22 protein-coding genes are annotated in these 23,714 nt (G+C 65.1%); 12 read left to right on the forward strand and 10 right to left on the reverse strand.

The genetic code is table 11. From position 1 onward, the window contains the following. The first annotated feature begins 2 nt into the window (after positions 1-2). Positions 3-776 (forward strand): class II glutamine amidotransferase, encoded by a 774-nt coding sequence (locus N5C91_RS04495; protein ID WP_236175057.1) that lies wholly within the window; start codon positions 3-5, stop codon positions 774-776. 98 nt (positions 777-874) lie between these two features. Next, a complete protein-coding gene (locus N5C91_RS04500) occupies positions 875-1,399 on the forward strand; it encodes a DUF2937 family protein (protein ID WP_279828117.1) in 525 nt (174 codons plus the stop codon). Positions 1,400-1,527: 128 nt separating this feature from the next. Here the strand turns inward: N5C91_RS04500 and aceK are convergent, their stop codons facing one another. Beyond that, a complete protein-coding gene (gene aceK, locus N5C91_RS04505) occupies positions 1,528-3,264 on the reverse strand; it encodes a bifunctional isocitrate dehydrogenase kinase/phosphatase (RefSeq protein WP_279828119.1) in 1,737 nt (578 codons plus the stop codon). Positions 3,265-3,415: 151 nt separating this feature from the next. On the opposite strand from aceK, the gene N5C91_RS04510 reads away from it, so the two are divergent. Together N5C91_RS04510 and N5C91_RS04515 are read left to right on the forward strand one after the other, a co-directional pair. Then, positions 3,416-3,913: a GNAT family N-acetyltransferase gene (locus N5C91_RS04510; RefSeq protein ID WP_279828121.1), complete on the forward strand. Its 498-nt coding sequence runs from the start codon at positions 3,416-3,418 to the stop codon at positions 3,911-3,913. Positions 3,914-3,998: 85 nt separating this feature from the next. Further along, positions 3,999-4,904, forward strand: coding sequence for a DMT family transporter (locus tag N5C91_RS04515; protein WP_236201752.1), 906 nt, complete (start codon positions 3,999-4,001; stop codon positions 4,902-4,904). A 250-nt stretch (positions 4,905-5,154) separates the two neighbouring features. Here N5C91_RS04515 and N5C91_RS04520 read toward each other — a convergent pair whose 3' ends face one another. The 5 genes from N5C91_RS04520 to N5C91_RS04540 form a co-directional block, all read right to left on the reverse strand. Further along, positions 5,155-6,060: a DMT family transporter gene (locus N5C91_RS04520; protein ID WP_279828123.1), complete on the reverse strand. Its 906-nt coding sequence runs from the start codon at positions 6,058-6,060 to the stop codon at positions 5,155-5,157. A 618-nt stretch (positions 6,061-6,678) separates the two neighbouring features. Continuing rightward, positions 6,679-7,725 (reverse strand): polyamine ABC transporter substrate-binding protein, encoded by a 1,047-nt coding sequence (locus tag N5C91_RS04525; protein WP_236201767.1) that lies wholly within the window; start codon positions 7,723-7,725, stop codon positions 6,679-6,681. 260 nt (positions 7,726-7,985) lie between these two features. Then, positions 7,986-8,960, reverse strand: coding sequence for a cysteine synthase A (gene cysK / locus N5C91_RS04530; protein WP_279828125.1), 975 nt, complete (start codon positions 8,958-8,960; stop codon positions 7,986-7,988). 80 nt (positions 8,961-9,040) lie between these two features. Next, entirely contained in the window at positions 9,041-9,241 is a 201-nt protein-coding gene (locus tag N5C91_RS04535) for a helix-turn-helix transcriptional regulator (protein WP_236201755.1), read from the reverse strand. A gap of 9 nt (positions 9,242-9,250) precedes the next feature. Then, the gene (locus tag N5C91_RS04540) at positions 9,251-9,640 is read right to left on the reverse strand and encodes a hypothetical protein (RefSeq protein ID WP_279828129.1); all 390 of its coding nucleotides are present in this window, start codon (positions 9,638-9,640) and stop codon (positions 9,251-9,253) included. A 231-nt stretch (positions 9,641-9,871) separates the two neighbouring features. Between N5C91_RS04540 and N5C91_RS04545 the strand changes: the two genes are divergently transcribed. The 4 genes from N5C91_RS04545 to N5C91_RS04560 all read left to right on the forward strand — a co-directional run bounded on the left by N5C91_RS04545 (position 9,872) and on the right by N5C91_RS04560 (position 13,600). After that, on the forward strand, positions 9,872-10,717 hold the full coding sequence (locus N5C91_RS04545; protein WP_279828130.1) for a MoxR family ATPase: 846 nt from the start codon (positions 9,872-9,874) through the stop codon (positions 10,715-10,717). Positions 10,718-10,838: 121 nt separating this feature from the next. Further along, complete coding sequence (locus N5C91_RS04550; RefSeq protein WP_279828131.1) at positions 10,839-12,020, forward strand: VWA domain-containing protein; 1,182 nt, start codon at positions 10,839-10,841, stop codon at positions 12,018-12,020. 225 nt (positions 12,021-12,245) lie between these two features. After that, positions 12,246-13,265: an AraC family transcriptional regulator gene (locus tag N5C91_RS04555; protein ID WP_236175048.1), complete on the forward strand. Its 1,020-nt coding sequence runs from the start codon at positions 12,246-12,248 to the stop codon at positions 13,263-13,265. A gap of 119 nt (positions 13,266-13,384) precedes the next feature. Continuing rightward, complete coding sequence (locus N5C91_RS04560) at positions 13,385-13,600, forward strand: DUF3079 domain-containing protein (protein WP_024765270.1); 216 nt, start codon at positions 13,385-13,387, stop codon at positions 13,598-13,600. Positions 13,601-13,675: 75 nt separating this feature from the next. On the opposite strand, the gene N5C91_RS04565 is transcribed toward N5C91_RS04560, so the two are convergent. Together N5C91_RS04565 and N5C91_RS04570 are read right to left on the reverse strand one after the other, a co-directional pair. Beyond that, positions 13,676-14,242 carry a hypothetical protein gene (locus N5C91_RS04565; protein WP_279828137.1) on the reverse strand — a complete coding sequence of 189 codons (567 nt, stop codon included), beginning with the start codon at positions 14,240-14,242 and terminating at the stop codon, positions 13,676-13,678. 169 nt (positions 14,243-14,411) lie between these two features. Next, the gene (locus N5C91_RS04570; RefSeq protein ID WP_279828139.1) at positions 14,412-16,871 is read right to left on the reverse strand and encodes a DUF3772 domain-containing protein; all 2,460 of its coding nucleotides are present in this window, start codon (positions 16,869-16,871) and stop codon (positions 14,412-14,414) included. A gap of 253 nt (positions 16,872-17,124) precedes the next feature. On the opposite strand from N5C91_RS04570, the gene N5C91_RS04575 reads away from it, so the two are divergent. From N5C91_RS04575 to N5C91_RS04590, 4 genes are all read left to right on the forward strand, one after another. After that, positions 17,125-18,165 (forward strand): histone deacetylase family protein, encoded by a 1,041-nt coding sequence (locus N5C91_RS04575; RefSeq protein ID WP_236175045.1) that lies wholly within the window; start codon positions 17,125-17,127, stop codon positions 18,163-18,165. Between the two features lie 104 nt (positions 18,166-18,269). Then, positions 18,270-19,367, forward strand: coding sequence for an extracellular solute-binding protein (locus tag N5C91_RS04580; protein WP_236175044.1), 1,098 nt, complete (start codon positions 18,270-18,272; stop codon positions 19,365-19,367). A gap of 210 nt (positions 19,368-19,577) precedes the next feature. After that, positions 19,578-20,516 carry a DMT family transporter gene (locus N5C91_RS04585; RefSeq protein WP_279828141.1) on the forward strand — a complete coding sequence of 313 codons (939 nt, stop codon included), beginning with the start codon at positions 19,578-19,580 and terminating at the stop codon, positions 20,514-20,516. Positions 20,517-20,691: 175 nt separating this feature from the next. After that, a complete protein-coding gene (locus tag N5C91_RS04590) occupies positions 20,692-20,826 on the forward strand; it encodes a PA1414 family protein (protein ID WP_275094722.1) in 135 nt (44 codons plus the stop codon). 61 nt (positions 20,827-20,887) lie between these two features. Here the strand turns inward: N5C91_RS04590 and N5C91_RS04595 are convergent, their stop codons facing one another. After that, complete coding sequence (locus N5C91_RS04595) at positions 20,888-21,613, reverse strand: MBL fold metallo-hydrolase (RefSeq protein WP_236175042.1); 726 nt, start codon at positions 21,611-21,613, stop codon at positions 20,888-20,890. 432 nt (positions 21,614-22,045) lie between these two features. Next, a complete protein-coding gene (locus tag N5C91_RS04600; RefSeq protein ID WP_279828144.1) occupies positions 22,046-23,647 on the reverse strand; it encodes a 5-guanidino-2-oxopentanoate decarboxylase in 1,602 nt (533 codons plus the stop codon). Between the last annotated feature and the right edge of the window lie 67 nt (positions 23,648-23,714).

The raw sequence follows: 23,714 nt of genomic DNA on the forward strand, positions 1-23,714 counted from the left end.
TCATGTGCGAGTTGCTCGGCATGAGCGCCAACGTCCCGACGGACATCGTCTTCAGCTTCACCGGGCTGATGCAGCGCGGCGGCGGCACCGGCCCGCACCGCGATGGCTGGGGCATCGCCTTCTATGAAGGACGCGGAGTACGACTGTTCCAGGACCCGACTGCGAGCGTCGACTCGGAAGTCGCGCGCTTGGTGCAGCGCTACCCGATCAAGAGCGAGTCGGTCATCGGCCATATCCGTCAGGCCAACGTCGGCAAGGTCTGCCTCTCCAACACCCACCCCTTCGTGCGCGAAATGGGCGGGCGCTACTGGACATTCGCCCACAACGGCCAGCTCGCCGACTTCCATCCCGAACCCGGGCTCTATCGCGCCGTGGGCGATACCGACAGCGAAGCGGCGTTCTGCGATCTGCTCAATCGTGTGCGCCGCGCCTTCCCCGAGCCGGTGCCGGTGGAAGTGCTGTTGCCCACCCTGGTCACCGCTTGCGCGTCGTATCGTGAAAAGGGGGTGTTCAACTGCCTGCTCAGCGACGGCGACTGGCTGTTTACCTTCTGCAGCACCAAGCTGGCCTGGATCACCCGCCGTGCGCCGTTCGGCCCGGCGCGGCTGCGCGATGCCGACCTGACCGTGGACTTCCAGTCGGAAACCACGCCCAACGACGTGGTGACGGTGATCGCTACCGAGCCGCTGACCGATAACGAGAACTGGACCCTGATGCAGGGCGGCGAGTGGATGCTCTGGTGGCGCGGCGAGATCGTCACCCAGGGGCGTATCTGAGCGGGACGTGAGGCAGTCCCGGAAGTAATGGGACGCGATGGGCGAGAATCGCCGCTGCCTTGCCTCTGGCATGCAGCTCACAAGAACAAGGGGGAAACATGCTGCGCAGTTATATTCGCATGGTGCTGTTCGCGCTGGGCCTGATGGTCGCGGTGCAGGTGCCGGGCTTCATCAAGGACTACGCACAACGCGTCGATGCCCACCGTATCGAGGCGGCCCAGGCCCTGGAGGGCTTCAAGGGGACTTCCGGGCAGTTCTTCCAGGGCGACCTGAATGCTCTGGTGGCGCACTATCGCGGCAGCCCGGACCCGGTTTTCCAGCGCGATGCCGACAATATCGAGCGGCTGATGCGCCGCGCCCAGCTGTTCGAGAACGAATGGCAGGCCCTGCAGGGCACTTGGTACCAGCGCGCCATGCACATGGTGACGGCGCCGAACCACGAGCTGCTGCAGGAAACCTATGCCAATTATCGCTACCAGGTGGTGCTGGAGCCCGAGGCCATCGGCTGGGCGCTGGCCGGCGGCCTGCTGCTGGCCTGGATTGCCGAGGTGCTGATGGCCTCGGTGGCGGCGCTGGTCGGCCTGGGCGACAACCGCCGCGCTTCGCGGCGGCACTGGAGCTGAGACCGCCGACGGCTTTTCTGTAGGAGCGAGCTTGCTAGCGAACCCTTGTCAACCTGACGTCCTGCTGTCAGGCGGGACACCGATGTTCGCGAGCAAGCTCGCTCCTGCAAGGTTGTGCCTGAGGTCCGCTACCGCGTCAGTGCTTCTTCTGGCGACTCATGCCGGCGGTAGGGGAAGACATCGATTACCTTGCCAGCCCGAATCTGCTCCTGCAGCCCCTTCCAGTAATCCGCGTCGAACAGGTTGCCGTGCAGCTTGGCGAACTGCCGGCGCAGCTTCAGGTCGACGAACAGGAAGCGTGGGAATTCCTCCGGGAACACGTCCATCGGCCCTACCGAGTACCAGGGCTCGGATGACATCTCGTCCTCCTCGTAGCGCGCCGGCGGGATGTGGCGGAAATTCACTTCGGTCAGGTAGCTGATCTCGTCGTAGTCGTAGAACACCACACGGCCGTGGCGGGTAACGCCGAAGTTCTTCAGCAGCATGTCGCCGGGGAAGATGTTCGCCGCCGCCAGTTGCTTGATCGCCAGCCCGTAGTCGTACAGCGCCTCGTGCACCTGGGCTTCGGTGGCGTGCTCGAGGTAGAGGTTCAGCGGCGTCATGCGGCGCTCGGTCCAGCAGTGGCGGATCAGCACCACGTCGTCCTCCAGCACCACCGTGGAGGGTGCGACGTCCAGCAGCTCGGCCAGGCAGTCCGGGTCGAACTTGCTCACCGGAAAGCGGAAGTCGGCGAACTGCTGGGTGTCGGCCAGGCGGCCGACGCGGTCGTGGTTCTTCACCAGCTGGTACTTCTGGATCACCGTGGCGTGGTCGACGGTCTTGGCCGGGTTGAAGTTGTCCTTGATGATCTTGAACACCGTATTGAAGCCGGGCAGGGTGAACACGCTCATCACCATGCCGCGCACGCCCGGGGCCATGACGAAGCGGTCGTCGGTGGCCGCCAGGTGGTTGATCAGCGCGCGGTAGAACTCGCTCTTGCCCTGCTTGTAGAAGCCGATGGAGGTGTACAGCTCGGCGATGTGCTTGCCCGGCAGCAGCCGCTTGAGGAAGGCGACCATTTCCGCCGGCACCGGCGCGTCGACCATGAAGTAGGAGCGGGTGAAGGAGAAGATGATCGAGACCTCGGCTTCGTCGGTGATCACCGTGTCGAACTGGATGCCGCGCCCTTCGTGGTGCACCAGTGGGAATACCAGCGGCCATTGCTCCTCGGGGGTGAACAGGCGGCCCACCAGGTAGGCGCCCTTGTTGCGGTAGAACACCGAGCCGATCAGCTCGATGGTCAGGGTCGGGTCCTTGCACACCCAGTCCGGCAGGTTGGCGTGCAGCAGGTGATCCATGCGCTCCAGGTCGCGCTCGCGGTCGTCGTAGTCCACGGCGAAGCGGTAGTCGTCGAAGATGCTCTCCAGCGCCTGGCGCAGCTTGCCGCCGGGGCGGTAGAGGCGCGTGTGCGGATCGCGCGAGTGGGCGCGCAGCGCGGGCCGGGTGGTGTGGACGAACATCGTGCCGTCGCTGATGTTGTCGTGGCTGAACAGACCGCAGAAGATCGAGTTGAACCAGGTCTCCGCCAGCTCGTCGTCCAGCCGCGGGTCTATGAGGGTGATGTAGGCGCTCTTGGCGATGGGCCAGCGCTCCACGTCCACCAGGTCGATACCGGCCATGGCGCGGGTCAGGCGCTCGACGGTCTCGGCGACCTTTTCCTCGTACAGGTTGATGCGCTCGGCCGAGGCCTGCTGCGCTTCCTGCCAATGTGCCTGTTCGAAGCGTGCGGGCGCGCCGGCGGTGATCCGGTGGAACTGCGCGCGGTAGTCGTCGAAGCCTTCGAGGATCAGGGTCGCGATCTCGGTCGCCGGCCAGTGCTGAGCCATGGGAGCGCCTCTGCAGAATTCTTGTGCAGCGAGCTTAGCCACGGCCAACGGCGAGGGAAAGGGCGAATTCTCCGGACGATCCTTCAGCTTTCCCGGGCGTATCCCACGTATGCTGGTCGGCCCGTTCTTTCTGGCAAGGAGCTGACAAACGATGGACGGCATCCGCATCGAACGCTGCACGGAGCAGCACATCAATGGCCTCGCGGCCCTCTACAACGAGCCTGCGGTCGCTCGCCAACTGCTGCAGATGCCGCACCAGGCGCCGGACCTGTGGCGCAAGCGACTGGTACTGGATGACGAGCGTCGGCTGACGCTGCTGGCGATGCACCAGGACCAAGTGGTGGGCAGCGCCAGCCTGGAACAGTACCCGCGCGTGCGCCGGGCGCATTGCGGCAGTATCGGCATGGGTGTGGCAACTGCCTGGCAGGGCCGGGGAGTCGGCACACGCTTGCTGGCGGAACTGATGGAAGTTGCCGACAACTGGATGGGCTTGCGCCGTGTCGAGCTCACCGTCTTTTCCGACAACCAGCCTGCCATCGCGCTGTACCAGAAGTTCGGCTTCGAGGTGGAGGGGCAATTGCGCGAATACGCCATTCGCGACGGCGTCTACACCGACGTGCTGAGCATGGCGCGCCTGCGCAGGAGCTGATGGTGGACTTTGAAAGTCAGCTGTGGATGGATGTGATTCTCCACCAGCGTAGTCTGGTGGCCTACCTGCCCTGGAGCTGTTCGCGATGAATCCCGCCGCCCTGCTGAACCTGCTCGCCCTGGCCGCCATCTGGGGTGCCAGCTTCCTGTTCATGCGCCAATTGGTGCCGGCCATCGGGGTAATGCCGACGGCGTTTTTCCGGGTGTTCCTGTCTGCGCTCGGGCTGGTGGTCATCCTGCTGGTGCTGCGCACGCGCTGGGATTTCCGCGGCAAGCTCGGGCGCATCCTGATCATCGGCGTGATCAGCTCGGGTATCCCGGTGCTGATGTACAGCCTGGCGGCGCAGACGTTGCCGGCCGGCTATTCGGCGATCTTCAATGCCACTACGCCGCTGATGGGCGTGCTGATCGGCTCGCTGTTCTTTGGCGAGGCGCTGACTGGCGCCAAGTCGCTGGGCGTGTTGCTGGGGCTGGCGGGGGTCGCCGTGCTGACCCGCGCCGGCCCGGTGCCGTTCGATGCCGGGCTGCTCTGGGGGGCTGCCGCCTGCCTGGTGGCGACCACCTGCTACGGCTTCGCCGGCTTCATCACCAAGCGCTGGATCAACGACCAGGGTGGCCTGGACTTCGGCGTCTCGGCGCTGGGCAGCCAGACCGGTGCGACGCTGTGCCTGCTGCCGTTCTTCCTCGGCACCAGTCTGGACATGCCGCTGGCGCCGCTGCTGGAGCCGAAAGTCCTGCTGGCCCTGGCCGGGTTGGGTTTTCTCTGCACGTCCTTCGCCTACGTCCTGTACTTCCGCCTGCTGGCCAGCATCGGCCCGCTGAAGACCATGACGGTGACTTTCCTGATCCCGCCCTTCGGTGTGTTCTGGGGCGTGCTGTTGCTGGACGAGTCGCTGTCCTGGGCGCACCTGCAGGGTGGCGTGCTGATCGCCGCGGCGCTGTGGCTGGTGCTGCGCCCGGCGCCGGTGGCGAAGGTGGAAGCGGCGGGGTGATTGGGTAGTGAGGGGCGGGCGCTGAAAGTTCGGTGCAGCAGGTTCCCCTCACCCCAGCCCTCTCCCTGAGGGAGAGGGAGCCGTTGGTGGCGGCTGACACAAGGGCTTCTCCCTCCGCCCAGACCGTCCCCTCTCCCTGAGGGAGAGGGAGCTGTTGGTGGCGGCCGACACAAGGGCTTCTCCCTGCACCCAAACTGTCCCCTCTCCCCTTGGGAGAGGGTTAGGGTGAGGGAGTCACCCTCGCAGCGGGCTATCCGTTATCCACCGCTTGTGCGTTCCCAGCGCCCTGCGCCGGAGCCGTCTTGCGAAACACCAGCATCAACCCCACCACGATCAGCCCCATGCCCAGCAGGCCAAGGGCGGACAGGCGATTGCCGAACACCGCGTAATCCATCAGCGCCGTGACCGCCGGCACCAGGTAGAACAGGCTGGTGACGTTGACCAGGTTGCCCGCCGCGATCATCCGGTAGAGCAGCACGGTGGCCAGCACCGAGACCATCAGTCCCATCCACAGGGCACTGAGGATGAACGCAGCATTCCACTCCACGTGCAGCGGCTGGAATGGCGCCACGGCGACGCACAGCGCCAGCCCGGCGATGTACTGCAGCGGCAGGGTACCCAGCGGGTTCTCGCGAATGTTCTTCTGCAGGATCGAACCGCCGGTGATCGACAGCAGCGCCAGCAGGCAGCAGGCCAGCCCGGCGAAGGTCAGCCCGGACAGTCCGATGCTCTGGTAGACCACCATCACCAGCCCGATCAGCCCGAGCGCGAGACCGGCAAGGCGCGGCGCCGAGTGCCGGCGTTCGAGCAGGAAGCTGGTGAGCATCGGCTGCACGCCCAGTACCGTGGCGATGACGCCGGGGGTGACGTGCAGATCCAGCGCCATCAGGTAGAAGATCGGATAGATGCCCAGCATCACCAGGCCGGTAAGCACGGCATGGCGCACCTGTTTGCGCTCACGTGGCCAGCGCAGGTCGATCAGTGGGGAAATGACCAGCAAGGCGAGCAACGCGGTGCCGAAGCGAGCGATGAGGAACACCATCGGCGATGCATGGGCCAGGCCCCACTTGCTGATGATGGCGGCGCTGCTCCACAGCAGCACGAACAGCGAGGTACTGGCCAGGCCAGCCAGGGAAGAACGAGTGAACGAAATCATGCAATGCACCTGTCGTCAGGCAGATCACGACCGGCCTGCGCAGGGCCGGACACATACCGGGAGCCGCGTCAGTTGAACGCGGAAAACCAGGCGGTGAAAAACGCGTGAGGCGTCAGAAGCTCACGCCGGGTGGCGGGTAGGCCGCACCGGGTGGCGGAGGCGACGCGACAGCGACGACAGGAGGGGGAGGGCAGGCCGCGCCCGCACCCGCGCCGCGTGCCGGGGAGGCTGCAGCGCTGATTGCCGGATCGGGCAATGGGTATCGGGACATGGACGGCGAACCTGTTCAGTGGCGCAGCAACGGTGCTGCGTGGACTGACTATAGCGGCGCCGAAAGCCGCTGGCGAGCCCTGTGCGAGTCGCGCGGCAATCTGCGATTCCTGCGACAGAAACGACAACGCGCACAGGCTGCACCTGTGCTGGCGCTTTTCGCAGGGGCGAGCCTGCTCGCGAACCGATTCCGTCGCGGCGCCCGTTCGCGAGCAAGCTCGCTCCTACAAGGCGTTCGCCTCCGGCATTGCTCAGGGGCGCGGGCTCCGTCTGCGAATCCGGCCCGGTGCAATCGGCAGAAACGACAACGCGCGGCCAGGGCCGCGCGTTGTCAGGCAAGGGTGACGCTTACTTGCCGGTCTTGATGGTGTTCCAGGTGCGGGTACGCACGCGGTCGATCTTCATCGGCATGGATTCGAGGGCGAACAGCTTGGCCATCTTGTCCTGCGGCGGGTAGATCGCCGGGTCGGCCTTGATCGCCTTGTCCACCAGCGGGTCGGCGGCCAGGTTGCCGTTGGCGTAGTGCACGTAGTTGCTCACGCCGGCCATCACTTCGGGGCGCAGCAGGTAGTTCATGAAGGCGTAGGCGGCCTTTTCATCCGGCGCGTCGTTCGGCATGGCGACCATGTCGAACCACAGCGGCGAGCCTTCCTTCGGGGTGGAGTACTGGATTTCCACGCCGTTCTTGGCTTCCTTGGCGCGGGTGGCGGCCTGCAGGATGTCGCCGGAGAAGCCGACGGCTACGCAGATCTCGCCGTTGGCCAGGTCGCTGACGTACTTGGAGGAGTGGAAGTAGCGGATGTACGGACGCACCTTGAGCAGCGCTTCCTCGGCCTTCTTGTAGTCATCCAGCTTCTGGCTGTGATGCGGCAGGCCCAGGTAGTTCAGGGTGATCGGCAGCAGTTCCGGACCGTTGTCCAGCACCGCGACGCCGCACTTGGCCAGCTTTTCCATGTACTCGGGCTTGAAGAAGATGTCCCAGGAATCGATCGGCGCGTTGTCGCCGAGGACTTCCTTGATCTTCGCCGGGTTGTAGCCGATGCCGGTGGTGCCCCACAGGTAGGGGAAACCGTGCTCGTTGCCCGGGTCGTTCACTTCCAGCGCCTTCATCAGCACCGGGTTGAGGTTCTTCCAGTTCGGCAACTGGCTCTTGTCCAGCTTCTTCAGCGCGCCGGCCTGGATCTGCTTGGCCATGAAGTGGTTCGACGGCACCACGATGTCGTAACCGGATTTACCGGTCATCAGCTTGCCATCGAGGGTCTCGTTGCTGTCGTAGACGTCGTAGGTCGCCTGGATGCCGGTTTCCTTGGTGAAGGTCGGCACGGTGTCCGGGGCGATGTAGTCGGACCAGTTGTAGATCTTCACGCTGTCGGCCTGGGCGGCGCCGGCGGCCATCGTGAGCGAGAGTGCAAGGGTGGAGAGCAACGGGGCGGAAATTTTCATTCTTGTGTTCCTGACAACGGTGCGGAAAACCCCGGCCATCCACGAAAGATGGGCGACGCTGTGTCGCGGGGCTGGGCAAGAATTAACCATTTTGCCGGAACATGGCGAGGGGCCATGGCTGCCTGCGGGTCCGCAGACAGCGCACGTGACCCAGGCCGCACCCGATCGGAACGGCCGGTAGGAAACTGCCCCGGAGCGGGGCAGGTAATGTCTTACTGGACCAGTTCCTGGTCCTCGAACAGGCCGTCGAAGAGCATGGTGGAGAGGTAGCGCTCGCCCGAATCCGGCAGCACCACCACGATGGTCTTGCCCTGCATGGTCGGTTCTTCGGCGAGCTTCACCGCGGCGGCCATGGCAGCGCCGCTGGAGATGCCGCAGAGAATGCCTTCTTCCTGCATCAGGCGCAGGGCCATGTTCTTGGCGTCCTCGTCGGCAATGGTGGCGACGCGGTCGACCAGCGACAGGTCGAGGTTCTTCGGCACGAAGCCGGCGCCGATGCCCTGGATCTTGTGTGGGCTGGGCTTGATCTCCTCGCCGGCCAGTGCCTGGCTGATCACCGGGGAGGCGACCGGCTCCACGGCTACCGAAAGGATCGGCTTGCCCTTGGTATTCTTGATGAAGCGCGACACGCCGGTAATGGTCCCGCCGGTCCCCACGCCAGCCACCAGGACGTCCACCGCACCATCGGTGTCGTTCCAGATTTCCGGGCCGGTGGTCTTCTCGTGGATCGCCGGGTTGGCCGGGTTGTCGAATTGCGCCGGCATGAAGTACTTGGCCGGGTCGCTGGCGAGGATTTCCTCGGCCTTGGCGATGGCGCCCTTCATGCCCTTGGCCGGCTCGGTCAGCACCAACTCGGCGCCCAGGGCCTTGAGGACCTTGCGACGCTCCAGGCTCATGGAGGAGGGCATGGTGAGGATCAGCTTGTAGCCCCGGGCGGCGGCGACGAAGGCCAGGCCAATGCCGGTGTTGCCGGAGGTCGGTTCGACCAGGGTCATGCCCGATTTCAGACGGCCACTGGACTCGGCATCCCAGATCATGTTGGCGCCGATCCGGCACTTCACCGAGTAACCCGGGTTGCGCCCTTCGATTTTGGCCAGGATGGTGACGCCGCGCGGGGCGATACGGTTGATCTGGACCAGCGGCGTGTTGCCGATGGACTGCGCGTTGTCGGCGTAGATGCGGCTCATGATGCGTTCCTTAGGTTGGAGCTGTGCAGACCCAGCAGCCTATGCCCGGCGGGCTTCGTAGTCCAGTCGGGGCGCCCGGCTCAGTCGGGCTGTGCGTCGCTGAAGATGGCCTCGATGGGTAGGCCGAAGGCGCGGGCTATACGAAAGGCCAGCGGCAGGCTGGGGTCGAACTTGCCACTCTCGATGGCGATCACGCTCTGCCGCGAAACGCCCAGTTGCGCGGCGAGGTCCTGCTGGCTCCAGCCGTGCTCCGCACGCAGTTCCTTGAGGCGATTGTGCATAGGTCTTCCTCAGGCAAAACGCCGGCGCAGCAGCACCACGGCAACGCCGTAGACGGCCCAGAACAGCGGGAAGGCGAGGATCACCGGAAAGCGTGGCCAGGCGGCGTACTGTTCGAGGAAGCCCCAGGCGCTGAACAGCCCGACCACCACGCCGCCGGCCAGCATCGCCGCGCGGGACAGGAGGAAACGCAGGAACTCGTCCGGCTCGCTGCACAGGTAGCGGTCGAATACATAGAGCATCGCCAGCAGCGGCAACGCCGGAGAGGCGGCGGCCAGGACGCGCAGGACATACGGCAGCTTCTGCAGGTCCAGCCCCCAGCTGATCAGCGCCACCAGGGCGGAGTAGAGGAACATGAGGGCGGCGCAGGACAGGGTGTAGCGGCGCAGGGCGGGATTCATCGCGGTCTCCATTTGATGTAAAGCAAACTTAACATCGGGAATTCTGCGATGTAAAGTAAACTTGTCATCGGCAGGCCAATCGCGATCAGTCATCCCCTGACCCGCCATTCAATGACTGAATGCCGCGTCTGCGTTCACACTCGCCTTGGCTGCGCGGTATAGTCGCAGCTTGTCCGACCATTCGCCCGGCCCGGCAGAACGCCCGGCCCGCTATCGTTCGAGGATTCACCGATGAAGTTCGAAGGCACCCAGTCCTACGTCGCCACCGACGACCTCAAGCTGGCGGTCAACGCCGCCATCACCCTGCAGCGCCCGCTGCTGGTGAAAGGCGAGCCGGGCACCGGCAAGACCATGCTCGCTGAGCAGTTGGCGGAGTCCTTCTGCGCCAAGCTGATCACCTGGCACATCAAGTCCACCACCAAGGCCCACCAGGGCCTCTACGAGTACGATGCGGTGAGCCGCCTGCGCGACTCGCAGTTGGGTGTGGACAAGGTCCACGACGTGCGCAACTACATCAAGAAGGGCAAGCTCTGGGAGGCCTTCGAGGCCGAGGAGCGCGTGATCCTGCTGATCGACGAGATCGACAAGGCCGACATCGAGTTCCCCAACGACCTGTTGCAGGAACTCGACAAGATGGAGTTCTTCGTTTACGAGACCAACGAGACCATCAAGGCCAAGCAGCGCCCGATCATCATCATCACCTCGAACAACGAGAAGGAACTGCCGGACGCCTTCCTGCGCCGCTGCTTCTTCCACTACATCGCCTTCCCCGACCGCGAGACGCTGCAGAAGATCGTCGACGTTCACTACCCGAAGATCAGCGGCACGCTGGTCAGCGAGGCGCTGGACATCTTCTTCGACGTGCGCAAGGTGCCGGGCCTGAAGAAGAAGCCTTCCACCTCCGAGCTGGTGGACTGGCTGAAGCTGCTGATGGCCGACAACATCGGCGAAGCCGTGCTGCGCGAACGCGACCCCACCAAGGCCATCCCGCCGCTGGCTGGCGCCCTGGTGAAGAACGAGCAGGATGTGCAACTGCTTGAACGCCTCGCGTTCATGAGCCGCCGCGCTTCGCGCTGAAACACCGTACTGGTCAGCCCCTGTAGGAGCGAGCTTGCTCGCGAATCCTGTGAGCCTCGCAAAGAGCTTCGCGAGCAAGCTCGCTCCTACACGGGTATCCGCTTTACGAGAGGGTGCAGCCATGCTGCTCAACCTGTTCAACGAAATGCGCGCGGCCAAGGTGCCGGTGTCGGTGCGCGAGCTGCTCGACCTGATCGATGCGCTCAAGCACCGCGTCGTGTTCGCCGACATGGACGAGTTCTACTACCTCGCCCGCACCATCATGGTGAAAGACGAGCGCCATTTCGATAAGTTCGACCGGGCCTTCGGCGCCTACTTCAAGGGCCTGGAAAAGCTCGACGACCACCTCAAGGCGCTGATCCCCGAAGAGTGGCTGCGCAAGGAATTCGAGCGCCTGCTGACCGACGAGGAGCGCGCGCAGATCCAGTCCCTGGGTGGTCTGGACAAGCTCATCGATGAGTTCAAGAAGCGCCTCGAGGAGCAGAAGGAACGCCACGCCGGCGGCAACAAGTGGATCGGCACCGGCGGCACCAGCCCGTTCGGCTCCGGTGGCTTCAACCCCGAGGGCATCCGCGTCGGCGACGCCGGCAAGCGCCAGGGCAAGGCCGCCAAGGTCTGGGACCAGCGCGAGTACAAGAACCTCGACGACCAGGTCGAGCTGGGCACGCGCAACATCAAGATCGCCCTGCGCCGGCTGCGCAAGTTCGCCCGCGAAGGCGCGGCGGAAGAGCTGGATATCGACGGCACCATCGACCACACCGCGAAGGACGCCGGGCTGCTCAACATCCAGATGCGTCCCGAACGCCGCAACACCGTGAAGCTCCTGCTGCTGCTGGATATCGGCGGCTCGATGGACGCCCACGTGAAGGTCTGCGAGGAACTGTTCTCGGCCTGCAAGACCGAGTTCAAGCACCTCGAATACTTCTACTTCCACAACTTCATCTATGAATCGGTGTGGAAGAACAACCTGCGCCGTTCCAGCGAACGCACCGCCACCTTCGATCTGCTGCACAAGTACGGGCCGGACTACAAGGTGGTGTTCGTCGGCGACGCCGCCATGGCGCCGTACGAGATCACCCAGGCCGGCGGCAGCGTCGAGCACTGGAACGAGGAGGCCGGGTACGTCTGGATGCAGCGCTTCATGGAGAAGTACAAGAAGCTCATCTGGATCAACCCGTACCCCAAGGACACCTGGAACTACACCGCCTCCACCGGCCTGGTGCGCGAGCTGGTGAAGGAGCAGATGTTCCCGCTGACCCTGAGCGGCCTGGAAGAGGGCATGCGCTTCCTTTCCCGTGGTTGAACTCTGCCGCGACTGAGCACCGGGACGGTGCGTCCGCAGCGTCCCGATGTCCGCAAAGGTAACCCCGCAGCGGAGGCTCGAAACTTTCGCATCACGCCCGAGGCCCCGTAAGATGGGGATCGATCCGGCCAGGCTGGGTGGCCGGCACGCAACTTGCCTGCTCCTGACCTGCCCCTGCGCTGGTAACACTGACGGGGGCGCCGTAGCGTCTACGATGGGCATCGAATGAATCCTCTGACCTTCTCCCGCTCCACCTGGCTCAACTCCCTGCACATGACCTCGCTGACCGTCGCGCTGATGGAGTCCGAGGGGCACAGCCGCGAGTCCATCCTCGAGGGCAGCGGCATCACCGGCGACGACCTGCTCGACCTGCGTCGGCTGGTCAGCCCCTGGCAGGAACAGCAGGTCTTCGGCAATGTGCAGAATCTCGCCGGCGAGCCCGCACTTGGCCTGCGCCTGGGCGTACGCACGCGGATCACCGCCTATGGCCTGCTCGGCTACGCGCTGATCTCTGCGCCGACTCTGGGCGAAGCGCTGCGCATCGGCCTGAGCTACCCGGTGTTGCTGGGCACCTACTTCCACCTCGCGCTGGAAGTGGATGGCGACATGGCCTGGCTGGTCGCCACCGGCTACGGCGAAGAGGAGGAGTTGCGCCCGTTCAATACCGAGCTGTGCCTGGGCTCGCTGAAGGTGGCCTGCGCCGACCTGCTCGGCCAGCCGCTGCCGCTGGTGCGCGCGGAGTTCGACTACGAGGGCCCGGTCGATCGCCGTGCTGCCTACGCCACGTTGTTTGGCTGCCAGTTGAGTTTCAACTGCGCGCGCAGCGCCATCGGCTTCCCTGCCAGCTGGCTGGACATGCGCCTGCCGCTGGCTGATGCCGTGACCCACCGCGAGATGCTCGAACAGTGCCGCCGCCAGAACATCGACCTGGCCGCCCGCCGCGCCTGGCTGGACAAGGTCCGCGCAATCCTCGGTGAGCGCCTGCAGGAACCACCGGGCCTGGAAGAACTGGCGCGCCGCCTCAACTGCTCCTCGCGCAGCCTGCGCCGCCACCTGCAGCAACAGCAGACCAGCTACCAGCAACTGCTCGACGAATTGCGCTTCGCCCGTGCCAAGGAACTGCTGCAGGACGGCGACATGCCGATCTACCGCATCGCCGAGGAACTCGGCTTCAGCGAGACCGCCAGCCTGCGCCACGCCTTCCAGCGCTGGAGCGGCCAGCCGCCAAGCCACTTCCGCGCTTGAGAGCCGTGCGCAGGAGCAGCGCCTGAAATTCGCGCGAAGTTGCCGTAGATCAAGGAGCAGGCGCGTCTGACAGGCATAGCCTTCAGGAATCCCACAAGGAAACCTCCGAGGGCCTGACCGTGGCCAAGAAATTCCCGCTCAATCCACCGCACCCCGAACGCATCTGCTGGGGCTGCGACCGCTACTGCCCGGCCACCAACCTGGCCTGTGGCAACGGTGCGGACCGCACCATGCACCCGGCCGAGATGCTCGGTGACGACTGGTATCAGTTCGGTGATTGGGGTATCGAGGCGCCGAAAACGATTTCTGCCGTGCAACTGGAGCCTTCCAGCTAGCACACACCCGCGCCGTTGCGGCGCCGGCCATGAAAAAGCGCGCATTCCCTCCCCGGAATGCGCGCTTTTTCGTCATCAGCCCTTGGTGGGCGTGATGCCGTAGATCTTCTGGAAGCGGGCGATCAGGCCGACCGGCTTCTTCTCTTCCTTCTGCATCAGGTACACCACGCGCTCGCCGTTGGGGCCGCTGGCGATTTCGGTGTGGCGGAAGATCGGTTCGCCCAGGCCGTTCATGTCGACCATGTCGCCGTAGCGCTGGGCCACGTAGATCACGCCTTCCTGGCGGATTTCGCCGTAGAAGCCGGCGGCCGGCGGCAGGCTCTGCTTGTAGAACTGGTAGGAGGCGATCTTCTTCGCGTCCTTGTCCTTGTCCTCGGCGCGCACGACCAGGACCACGTTCTGGCCGAACTTGTCCTTCTCGCCGACTTCCTTGGTGTAGGTGGTCTTGCCGGTCACGATGTAGTCGCGGTAAACGGTGGCGTCATCGAACAGGTAGAGGGTTTCGTCAGTACGCACCAGGTACCAGTCGTCGTTGTTGGGCGTGGCTTCCTTGCTGGCTACCGGAGCCTGGGCGGCGCAGCCAGCGAGGGCGGCGACGAGCAGAGCGATGGATGCAGCTTTGTTGGCTTTGTTATTGAACATCTCGGGGGCTTCCCTGGGGTTGAAAGCCTGCGAGTTTCACGGCGCCACATAACCGATTGATGACGGGCAAATGACGAATTGTTTCCGGCCGCAAGCGCCTGGAATTCGTGGCTGCGTGCGGCACGGATGGCTACGCGAGGCTGCTCCGGGCGGTCCCGCAGCAACTGCTCTAGGGCTGGGGTTTGGGCAGAGGAGTTTCCTCTGCCGAAGGCTCTGGCACCTCGTCGGTTGGCTCGGCGCGGGTGAGCGACGGACGCTGCAGGATCAGGTTCTGGGGCGTAGAGAGATTGATCCCGGCCTCGCGCAGGCCACTGAAGATGGTGAACAGCAGGTCGCTCTTGGTGCCGTACACCGCCCGCGGGCTGCTGACGTTGCCGGAAGCTGCCAACGTCAGGCCGGTGGCGCTGAGGTCCTTGAAGGTCACCGAAGGAGCGGGTGTCTCGACGATGTTCTCGTGCTCGGTATAGGCCTTGAGCATCAGTTCGCGGACCTTCTGCACGTCGGTGTCGAGCGGCAGGGTGAGGTTGATGCCGACCACGCCCAGGGCGCTGCCCATGGTCACGTTGCGCACGTTCTGCGAGATGAACTGGGAGTTCGGCACGATCACCGTGGACTGGTCGGACATCTGGATTTCCGTGGCGCGCACGTTGATGCGGCGGATGTCGCCCTCGACGCCGCCGGTCAGACTGACCCAGTCGCCGACCTTGACCGGACGCTCGGTAAGCAGGATGAGTCCGGAGATGAAGTTCTGCACGATGGCCTGCAGGCCGAAACCGATCCCCACCGAGAGGGCACTGACCACCCAGGTCAGGCTGGTGAGGTTGATGCGCAGCGCCGAGAGCACCAGCAGCACCAGGATGACCATGCCGATGTAGCCCACCAGGGTCACCAGCGATGCGCGCATGCCCACGTCCATGCTGGTTTCCGGCAACAGCTCGTCGGCCAGCCAGCGCTTGAGCAGACGCAGGCCGAACAGCCCGGCGGCGAGGGTGCCGAGTGCCAGCAGGATGTCCTGCGGGACGATGTTCAGCCGGCCCAGGGACTGGCCGCTTTCCACCAGTCGCACCAGGCCCTGGAGCAGCTCGCCGGGGCTGGTGCCGGTGGTGGAGAAGGCGATCAGTACGGTGGACAGCACCAGCAGGGTGCGCCCGGCACCGGTCAGCAGGGTGGCGAACTGCGCCTGATGGCGCGGGTCGACACCGAGGTTCTCGGCCAGCCGCGCGCCGAGCTTCTGCCTGGGCGAGAGCAGCGCTTCGCAAAGGTCGACGAACAGGGTCGTGAGCAGGTAGCCCGTGGCACAGACGACGCTGGCCCAGAGCAGTTTGCCGGCGAGGAAGTAGGCCAGCGACAGGTAGCCACTGACCAGCGCCAGGACGATCAGCAGCACGGTGATCATCATTGCCAGCACGATGATCCCGGCCAGCGCCGAGGTCTCGTGGCCCTCGGTCTCGCGACGGGCGCGACGGTAGCGGTACAGCGCGATGGAGAACAGCACGGCGGTGGCGATGGCAGTGATGGCGTTCACCGCAACGGTCAACGCCAGGCTGGCACCGCTGACGCTGTTCAGGCGCTCCTGGGTGCCAAGCACCAGCAGCAGCCAGGCCATCAGCCAGGGGAAGGGAGAGAGGGCGTCGGCCACCGGGTCGGGGAGATCCGGCAGGCGCCAGGACGGTCGCTGCACGGCGAGCAGGGCGCGGCCCAGGCCGGCGGTGAAGGTGCAGAAGATCACCAGGGTGAGCAATTGATCGCCCAGGCTGGTCATGCTGCCGTTGAGTTGATCGTGCCAGTCCAGCCCCTCGCGGATCAGCGCGGCACCGCCGCCCAGAGTAACGATGGTGGCGAGGCTGACGGCCACGGCAAGGGCGCTGCGACGCAGGCGGCCCACCGGAATCCAGCGGATCATCGCCTTGGTCAGCAACTGTTCCAGCAGGCGCCGGCCGGGAATCCACAGCAGCGCGCCGAGGACCAGGCAGCCGATGAAGGGCCAGCGGTGCTCGGGTTGCCAGGTCAGCGCAAAGGCATCGCCGATCTGCCCGCGAACTGCTTGCAGGCGGGACAGGTCATCGTCGGTGGGGCGGATCAGGCTCGACCAGAAGCGCGGGCTCAACGGCGGCGGGTAGCGCGTGGCGATCTGCGAGTTGAACTGGCTGCGGCGCAGATTGACGATCTGTGCGGCAAGGTCCTGGGCGTTCCTGTCCAGCTGGTTGGCGCGGTCCTGCTGCTTCTGCTGTTGCTTCTGCTCGGCCAGCAGGTCATTGCGCTGGTTGGTAAGGCTCTGCGCCTCATTGGGGGTGGCGGGGCCGAGTACCTTGAGCTGGTCGTCGCTGCGCGCCAGTTGCGAGCCGAGATCGGTGGCGCTCTGATCGGCGCGCGCCTGAACCTGCAGTGCGGCCTGGCGCAGGTTGGACAACAGGCCGTCGTCGCTGTCGGCGGAAACGCGCTGGCGGATCAGTTCCAGGCGCTCGCTCAACTGGTCGAGGCTGGCGTCTTCGGGCAGCTCGGGCAGTTCGATGGTGTCGCCGGCCTGGACATCGGTCGGCTCGTCCGCCAGCACGACGCCGGCTCCGGCCAGCGCCAAGGTCAGCATCAGCAGCGCGCGGCTGCAGGCGCGTATGAAGGTTTCCCGCATATTCCCCCATCCTGTGGTCAAAACGCTTGTCGGTGTTCGACCGGCCAAAGGCCGGGACAATTCCCTGGAGCATAGCGCCGCAGTGGCTGGCCTTTGCCGGGGGAATCCGGATAATCAATGCATGCAGATGGTTAAGGGTCAGAAATTCTGGCCACATCGATCCCCTTTTGGCCGCTTCCGCTGTTCTGTGTCGGGCGGTCGCTGGGCAGAATTCCCGTCACCGGACAACAAGAATCCTTCAGAGGGTACTCCCATGCTTACCGTGTACAGCGATGATCACCGCCTGCATTTCGGCCAGTCCGAACTGGTCGACGGCAAACTCCAGCCCTGCTTCGAGATGCCCAGCCGCGCGGATACCGTGCTGGCCCGCGTGAAGTCGCAGAATCTGGGCGAAATCATCGAGCCCAAGGATTTCGGCATGGAGCCGATCCTGCGCGCGCACAACACCCGCTACGTCGAATTCCTCAAGGGCGCCTGGGCCCGCTGGGCGGCCGAAGGCCACAGCGGCGACCTGGTCTCCACCACCTTCCCGGGCCGCCGCCTGCTGCGTGACGGTCCGATCCCGACTGCGCTGATGGGCGAAGTGGGCCACTACAGCTTCGACACCGAGGCGCCGATCACCGCCGGCACCTGGCAGGCCGTGTACAGCTCGGCCCAGGTCGCGCTGACCGCCCAGGACCACATGCGCCAGGGTGCCAACACGGCTTTCGCTCTGTGCCGTCCGCCGGGCCACCATGCCGGCAGCGACTTCATGGGCGGCTACTGCTTCCTGAACAACGCCGCCATCGTCAGCCAGGCGTTCCTCGACCAGGGCGCCAAGCGCGTGGCGATCCTCGACGTCGACTACCACCACGGCAACGGCACCCAGGACATCTTCTACCGCCGCAACGATGTGCTGTTCGCCTCGATCCACGGCGACCCGCTGGTGGAGTACCCGTATTTCCTCGGTCACGCCAACGAGCACGGGGAGGGCGCCGGTGAAGGCTACAACCACAACTACCCGCTGCCCCATGGCACCGGCTGGGATGGCTGGTTCGCCGCGCTGGACGATGCGTGCCGGAAGATCGCCGACTACGCGCCGGACGCGGTGGTTGTATCGCTGGGTGTGGATACGTATAAGGACGACCCGATTTCCGAGTTCAAGCTGGACAGCCCGGACTACCTGAAGATGGGCGAGCGCATCGCCGCACTGGGTATCCCGACTCTGTTCATCATGGAAGGCGGTTACGCGGTGGAGGCCATCGGCGTCAACGCGGTGAACGTGCTGCAGGGCTACGAAGGCGCTGCACGCTAAGTAGAGAAGATCGGGCGGATGAATTTCCGCCCGATTGCTTTTTATGGCTCGCGACCCGTCGTTGGTAATGGTCAGAGTGCGAGCGCATCCAACTGGGGAAGGACATGAACAAGAATACCGCGCTGCGCGGCCTGCTCGCCGCCGCCACCCTCGTCACCGCCGGTGCCGCCAGCGCCGCGCCGGAAGTGCGCATCTACAACTGGTTCGACTACATCGGCCCGGACACCCTCAAGGGCTTCCAGAGCGAGACCGGCATCAAGCCGCAATACGACGTTTACGACAGCAACGAAGTACTGGAGGCCAAGCTGCTTTCCGGCCACTCCGGCTATGACGTGGTCGTGCCCAGCGACAGCTTCCTGCCCAACTACCTCAAGGCCGGCGTGTTCCAGCCGCTGGACAAGAGCAAGCTGCCGAACTGGAAGAATCTCAATCCCGCCCTGCTGAAGGTGCTGGAGAGCAAGGACCCGGGCAATCAGTACGTGATGCCCTACATGTGGGGCACCAACGGCATCGCCTACAACGTCGACAAGGTCAAGGCCGTGCTCGGCGACAACGCGCCGGTGGACTCCTGGGACCTGGTGTTCAAGCCGGAGAACCTGGCCAAGCTGAAATCCTGCGGCGTGGCCTTCCTTGATTCGCCCACCGAAGTCATCCCGCAGGTCCTGCATTACCTTGGTCTGTCGCCGAACAGCCACAATCCGGACGACTACAAGAAAGCCGAGGCGCTGCTGGCGCAACTGCGCCCGCACATTACCTACTTCAGCTCCTCGAAGTTCGTCACCGACCTCGCCAACGGTGATGTCTGCGTGGCCCTGGCCTGGTCCGGCGGCGCCATGCAGGCGGCCAACCGCGCGAAGGAAGCCAACAACGGCATCCACATCGAGTACCGCATTCCCAAGGAAGGCGCCGCAGCGTGGTTCGACGTGCTGGCGATTCCGAAGGACTCGAAGAACGTCGAGCAGGCCCACGCCTTCCTCAACTACCTGCTGCGCCCGGAAGTGGTCGCGCCGATCTCCGACTATGTCGCCTACGCCAACCCCAACCAGGCGGCGGACGGGCTGATCTCCAAGGAGCTGCACGACAACCCCAACGTCTACCCGCCGGCGGACGTGCAGGCCAAGCTGTTCTCGGTGGAAATGCTGCCGCCCAAGCTCGAGCGTATCCGCACGCGCACCTGGACCCAGGTGAAATCCGGCAAATAATGTCGCCCACGGCGCTCTGAACAGCGGATTTCCGTTGGCGACCGAGCGCCGCGAACTGGCATGATCGGCGGACCTTCTTCGAGGAGGTCCGCCGATTTTCATTGGGCTTCCCGATAATCCTCAATTGCTGAGCCTTGAGTGCTGAGCTTTGCTGCCGAGCCTTGCCATGACCTGCCGGACTGCTGCACACGCCTTCTCAGGGAGGCGTTCATGAATTCCCCAGCCACTATCGTTGAGCGCAAGGGCGCCGATGCCTTCGCTATCCAGGTCATGACCGGCCTGTGCATCATCTGGGGTATCCAGGCGGTGATGGTGAAACTGGCTGCCCACGACATCGCGCCGATCATGCAGGCCTTCGGCCGCAACCTGGTGGCCGCCGTGGTGGTGGGGCTGCTGATGTGCTGGCGCGGTGGTTGGGAAGGCTTCCTGCGCCATGGCACCGTCAAGGGCGGGCTGCTGGCCGGCGTGCTGTTCGCCGCCGAGTTCTTCTTCATCGCCCAAGGGCTGGTCTATACGTCGGCCTCGCACATGGCGGTGTTCATCTATACGGCACCGATCTTCTCGGCGCTGGCGCTGCACTTCCTGCTGCCCAGCGAACGCCTGCGGCCGCTGCAATGGCTGGGGATCGGTGTGTGCTTCGCGGGGATCGCGATGTGCTTCGGTGGCGGGTTCGACCTGGCGAACATGGATGGCCGCATGCTGCTGGGCGACGCCTTCGGTGTGCTGGCCGGCTTCGCCTGGGGCATGACCACGGTGGCCGTGCGCACTACGCGGCTGTCCGAGGCCAAGCCGATCCTCACGCTGTTCTACCAGTTGCTCATCGCTGCGCTGCTGCTGCCTTTCGCCGCGCTGGCGCTGGGCAAGACCCAGGATGTGAGCTTCACCGCCATCGGTGTGGGCAGCGTGCTGTTCCAGGGCCTGGTGGTGTCGTTCTTCAGCTACTTCACCTGGTTCTGGCTGCTGCGCCGCTACCTGGCGTCGAACCTGGCGGTGTTCTCCTTCATGACGCCGATGTTCGGCATCGCCTTTGGCGTGCTGATCCTCGGCGAGCCGCTGACCCTGAACTTCGTCGCGGGCGCCGTGCTGGTGCTGGCCGGCATCACGCTGGTGAGCAGCGAACAGTGGATACGGCGGATGCTTCGTCGCTGATATGGGAATTGTCGCGCTCTTGATTCAGGTCAGGCGCCGCGAGGAGGGAAGACGATAGTCTTTGTTTCAAGGAGTGAGTGGCACGGGCGGAGAGTGGGACGCCGGGCTATTCTTCCTAGGGCGGCCCATGGTGGTAACGGGTCGCCCGACCTGAATTCGAACGAGGAGGCATTCCATGAAAGTCTGGCTGCAAAGCATTGCGTGGAAACTCGGTGTCGCGCTCGGCCTGATCGAGCCTCCACGTCTGCAACCCATCCCCATCCGCAGCGACGAACAGCGTCGCCTGATGGAGCAGCGCCGGCGCTACTGATCGCGCCCCGCTACCGCAAGAGAAAAACCCGCCAATTGGCGGGTTTTTCATGGTGCGCCCGTTATTCGTGGGCCTTGAACCAGTCGTCGATCATCGATTTCAGCCTTTCCCCGGAGAAGCTGTCGAAGTGCCCGCCGTGCACGGTGCGCACCGGCAGCTCGCGCAGGCGTGCGAGGCTGGCGGCGTAGTCGTCGAGGTCGGAATGGTAGGCGTCCTCGATCAGCGGGCCGTCGTAGATGATGTCGCCGGAGAACAGCGTCTGCGTCTTCTCTTCCCAGAGGCTGATGCCGCCCGGTGAATGGCCGGGGGTGTGCAGGACCTGCAGGGCGCGGTCGCCGAGGTCGAGCACGTCGCCTTCGTCGATGGTGCGGGTGGCCGGCGCAGCCTTGACGCGGTATTCGGCGTAGCACAGCGGACAGTCCGGGTGGGCATCGAACATCTCGTCGTCAACAAAGGCGCTGGCCAGGGTGCGCTCGCCGTCGGGGCTGGCGAGGATGTCGGCTTCGGCAGGGTGTACCAGGCGCTCGGCGAACTCGTGGTGGCCGGCGATGTGGTCGAAATGGGTATGGCTGGCCACGGCCAACAGCGGGCGCTCGGTGAGCCAGGGCAGTTGTTCGCGCAGGCTGACCAGGCCCGAGCCGCTGTCCACCAGCACGTCGCGGTCGCGCCCCTGGATGTGCCACATATTGCAGCGGTAGAAGGGGCGGACGTAGGGCTCGTGGATCAGGCTGACGCCGTCGTAGCAGTGACGGACCTCGAACCAGCGGTCGCGGGTGACGATCTTCATGGTTGCGCGCCTTGTCGTGCTGAACGTAGGGCGTACAACCGTTCATGGTTGTACGCCGATGCACCGTGCCATTGATTGATGGCAGGGCCAGGCTCGGAGCGTTTGGGACTCTCGTAGGGGCGAGCTTGCTCGCGAACAGTTCCGAGCTGGGTGGTTCGCGAGCAAGCTCGCTCCTACAGGAGAGGGTAGAGCCACCCTAACCTCTCCCAGGGGGAGAGGGAACCGTTCGGAGCCTTGGGGGGATTGGAGCGGTGTCGCCGGTAGCTGCGCCGCCGCTCGGCTCTGGCGGATTCCCGCTCCCCCTGGGAGAGGGCAGGGGGATGGAGTGACGCGAACGTAGGGCGAATAACCGTTCACGGTTATCCGCCATCAGCGCCGGAGTCGAGGGCTGGCGGCGGATAACGCTGGCGCGTTATGCGCCCTACGAAAGCGTCACGGTGCGAAAGGCGCCGCTTCCATCACTTCCACGATCAGCGGGCGATCGCTAGGCGCGCTGCGCAGCAATTCCTGCAGATGCGCGTGGTCGCGAGCGCGTTCGGCTTCGCAACCAAAGCCCTTGGCGATGGCGAGGAAGTCCGGGGTGTAGATATCCACGCCCAGCGGGGTGATGTCGCGGCGTTCCATGTAGCGCTTGATCTCGCCGTAGCCGTGGTTGTTCCACAGCAGGACGATGATTCCCACCTTGGCTTCCACGGCGCTGGCCAGTTCGGTCATGGTGAACTGCAGGCCACCGTCGCCCATCAGGCTGATCACCGGGCGGCCCGGCTCGCCGAGCTTGGCGCCGATGGCGGCCGGCAGGCCGTAGCCGAGGGTGCCGTAGCCGGTGGAAGCGTTGAACCAGCGGCGGCCGCCGTCCAGTTCCACCAGGTGGTTGCCGCTGTAGACGGTCTGCGTCGAGTCGCCGACGAAGCGCGCATCGGGCAGCACCTCGAGGATCTTGCCGAACAGCTCGCGGTAGTGCGCCCAGCCGCTGAAGTCCTCGGCCAGTTGCGCGCGTACCTTGGCTGCGCGCTGGGCGCCGGGGCTGTTGGCGTCGGCCTGGCGGGCCGGCAGCAGTTCGAGCAGGGCGCGCATGGCGGTGCGGGCGTCGCTGTGGATGGCGATGCTCGGCGCGTAGTTGCGCATCAGCTGCTGCGGGTCGATGTCGATGCGGATCAGCTCGCCGCCGATCTTGAAGTTGCCGTCGAACACCACGTCGTAGTCGGTCTCGCCCAGCTCGGTACCGATGGCCAGGACCACGTCGGCCTGCTCGGCCAGCTCACGCACGGGGATCAGCGACTGGTTGCTGCCGATCAGCAGCGGGTGTTCCGGTTGCAGCAGGCCCTTGGCGTTGATGGTCAGTGCGGTCGGGGCGTCGAGGGCGATGGCCAGCGCGCGGGCTTCGGCCTGGGCTTCGACGCAGCCGCCGCCGAGCAGCAGCAGCGGGTTCTTCGCCTTGGCCAGCTTGGCGGCGGCCTCGTGCAGCGGCGAGCGCGCCGGAGCCGGGCGGGCCAGTTGCACGCGCGGGCGCACCTGCATGTGGTCGGCCGGGGCGGTGATGATGTCCAGCGGCAGCTCGATGTGCACCGGGCGCGGACGCTCGCTGTCGAACACGGCGAAGGCGCGGGCCAACACGGCGGGGAGTTCCTCGACGCTCATCAGCGTATGGCTGAAGGCGCTGACGCCGGCGACCATGGCGCGCTGGTTCGGCAGCTCGTGCAGGTAGCCGTTGCCGTGGGCCAGGCGCGAGCGTTCGTTGACGCTGCTGATCACCAGCATGGGGATCGAGTCGGCGTAGGCCTGGCCCATGGCGGTGAGGATGTTGGTCATGCCCGGGCCGGTGATGATGAAGCACACGCCCGGCTTGCCGGTGACGCGGGCGTAGCCGTCGGACATGAAGCCGGCGCCCTGTTCGTGGCGCGGGGTGATGTGGCGGATGCCGCTGTGGGGCAGACCGCGGTACAGCTCGACGGTGTGTACGCCGGGGATGCCGAAAACGGTATCGACGCCCCAGGCTTCGAGTTGCTTGACGAGGAATTCGCCGCAGGTGGTCATGGCAGTTCCTTGGAGTTCGTGGGTGAGGTCGTGGTCGTTAATCATGCAAAAGGGCGCGGAGATCAGC

Origin of the sequence: Pseudomonas sp. GD03903 (assembly GCF_029840045.1) — a bacterium.
Taxonomy (GTDB): domain Bacteria; phylum Pseudomonadota; class Gammaproteobacteria; order Pseudomonadales; family Pseudomonadaceae; genus Pseudomonas; species Pseudomonas pseudonitroreducens.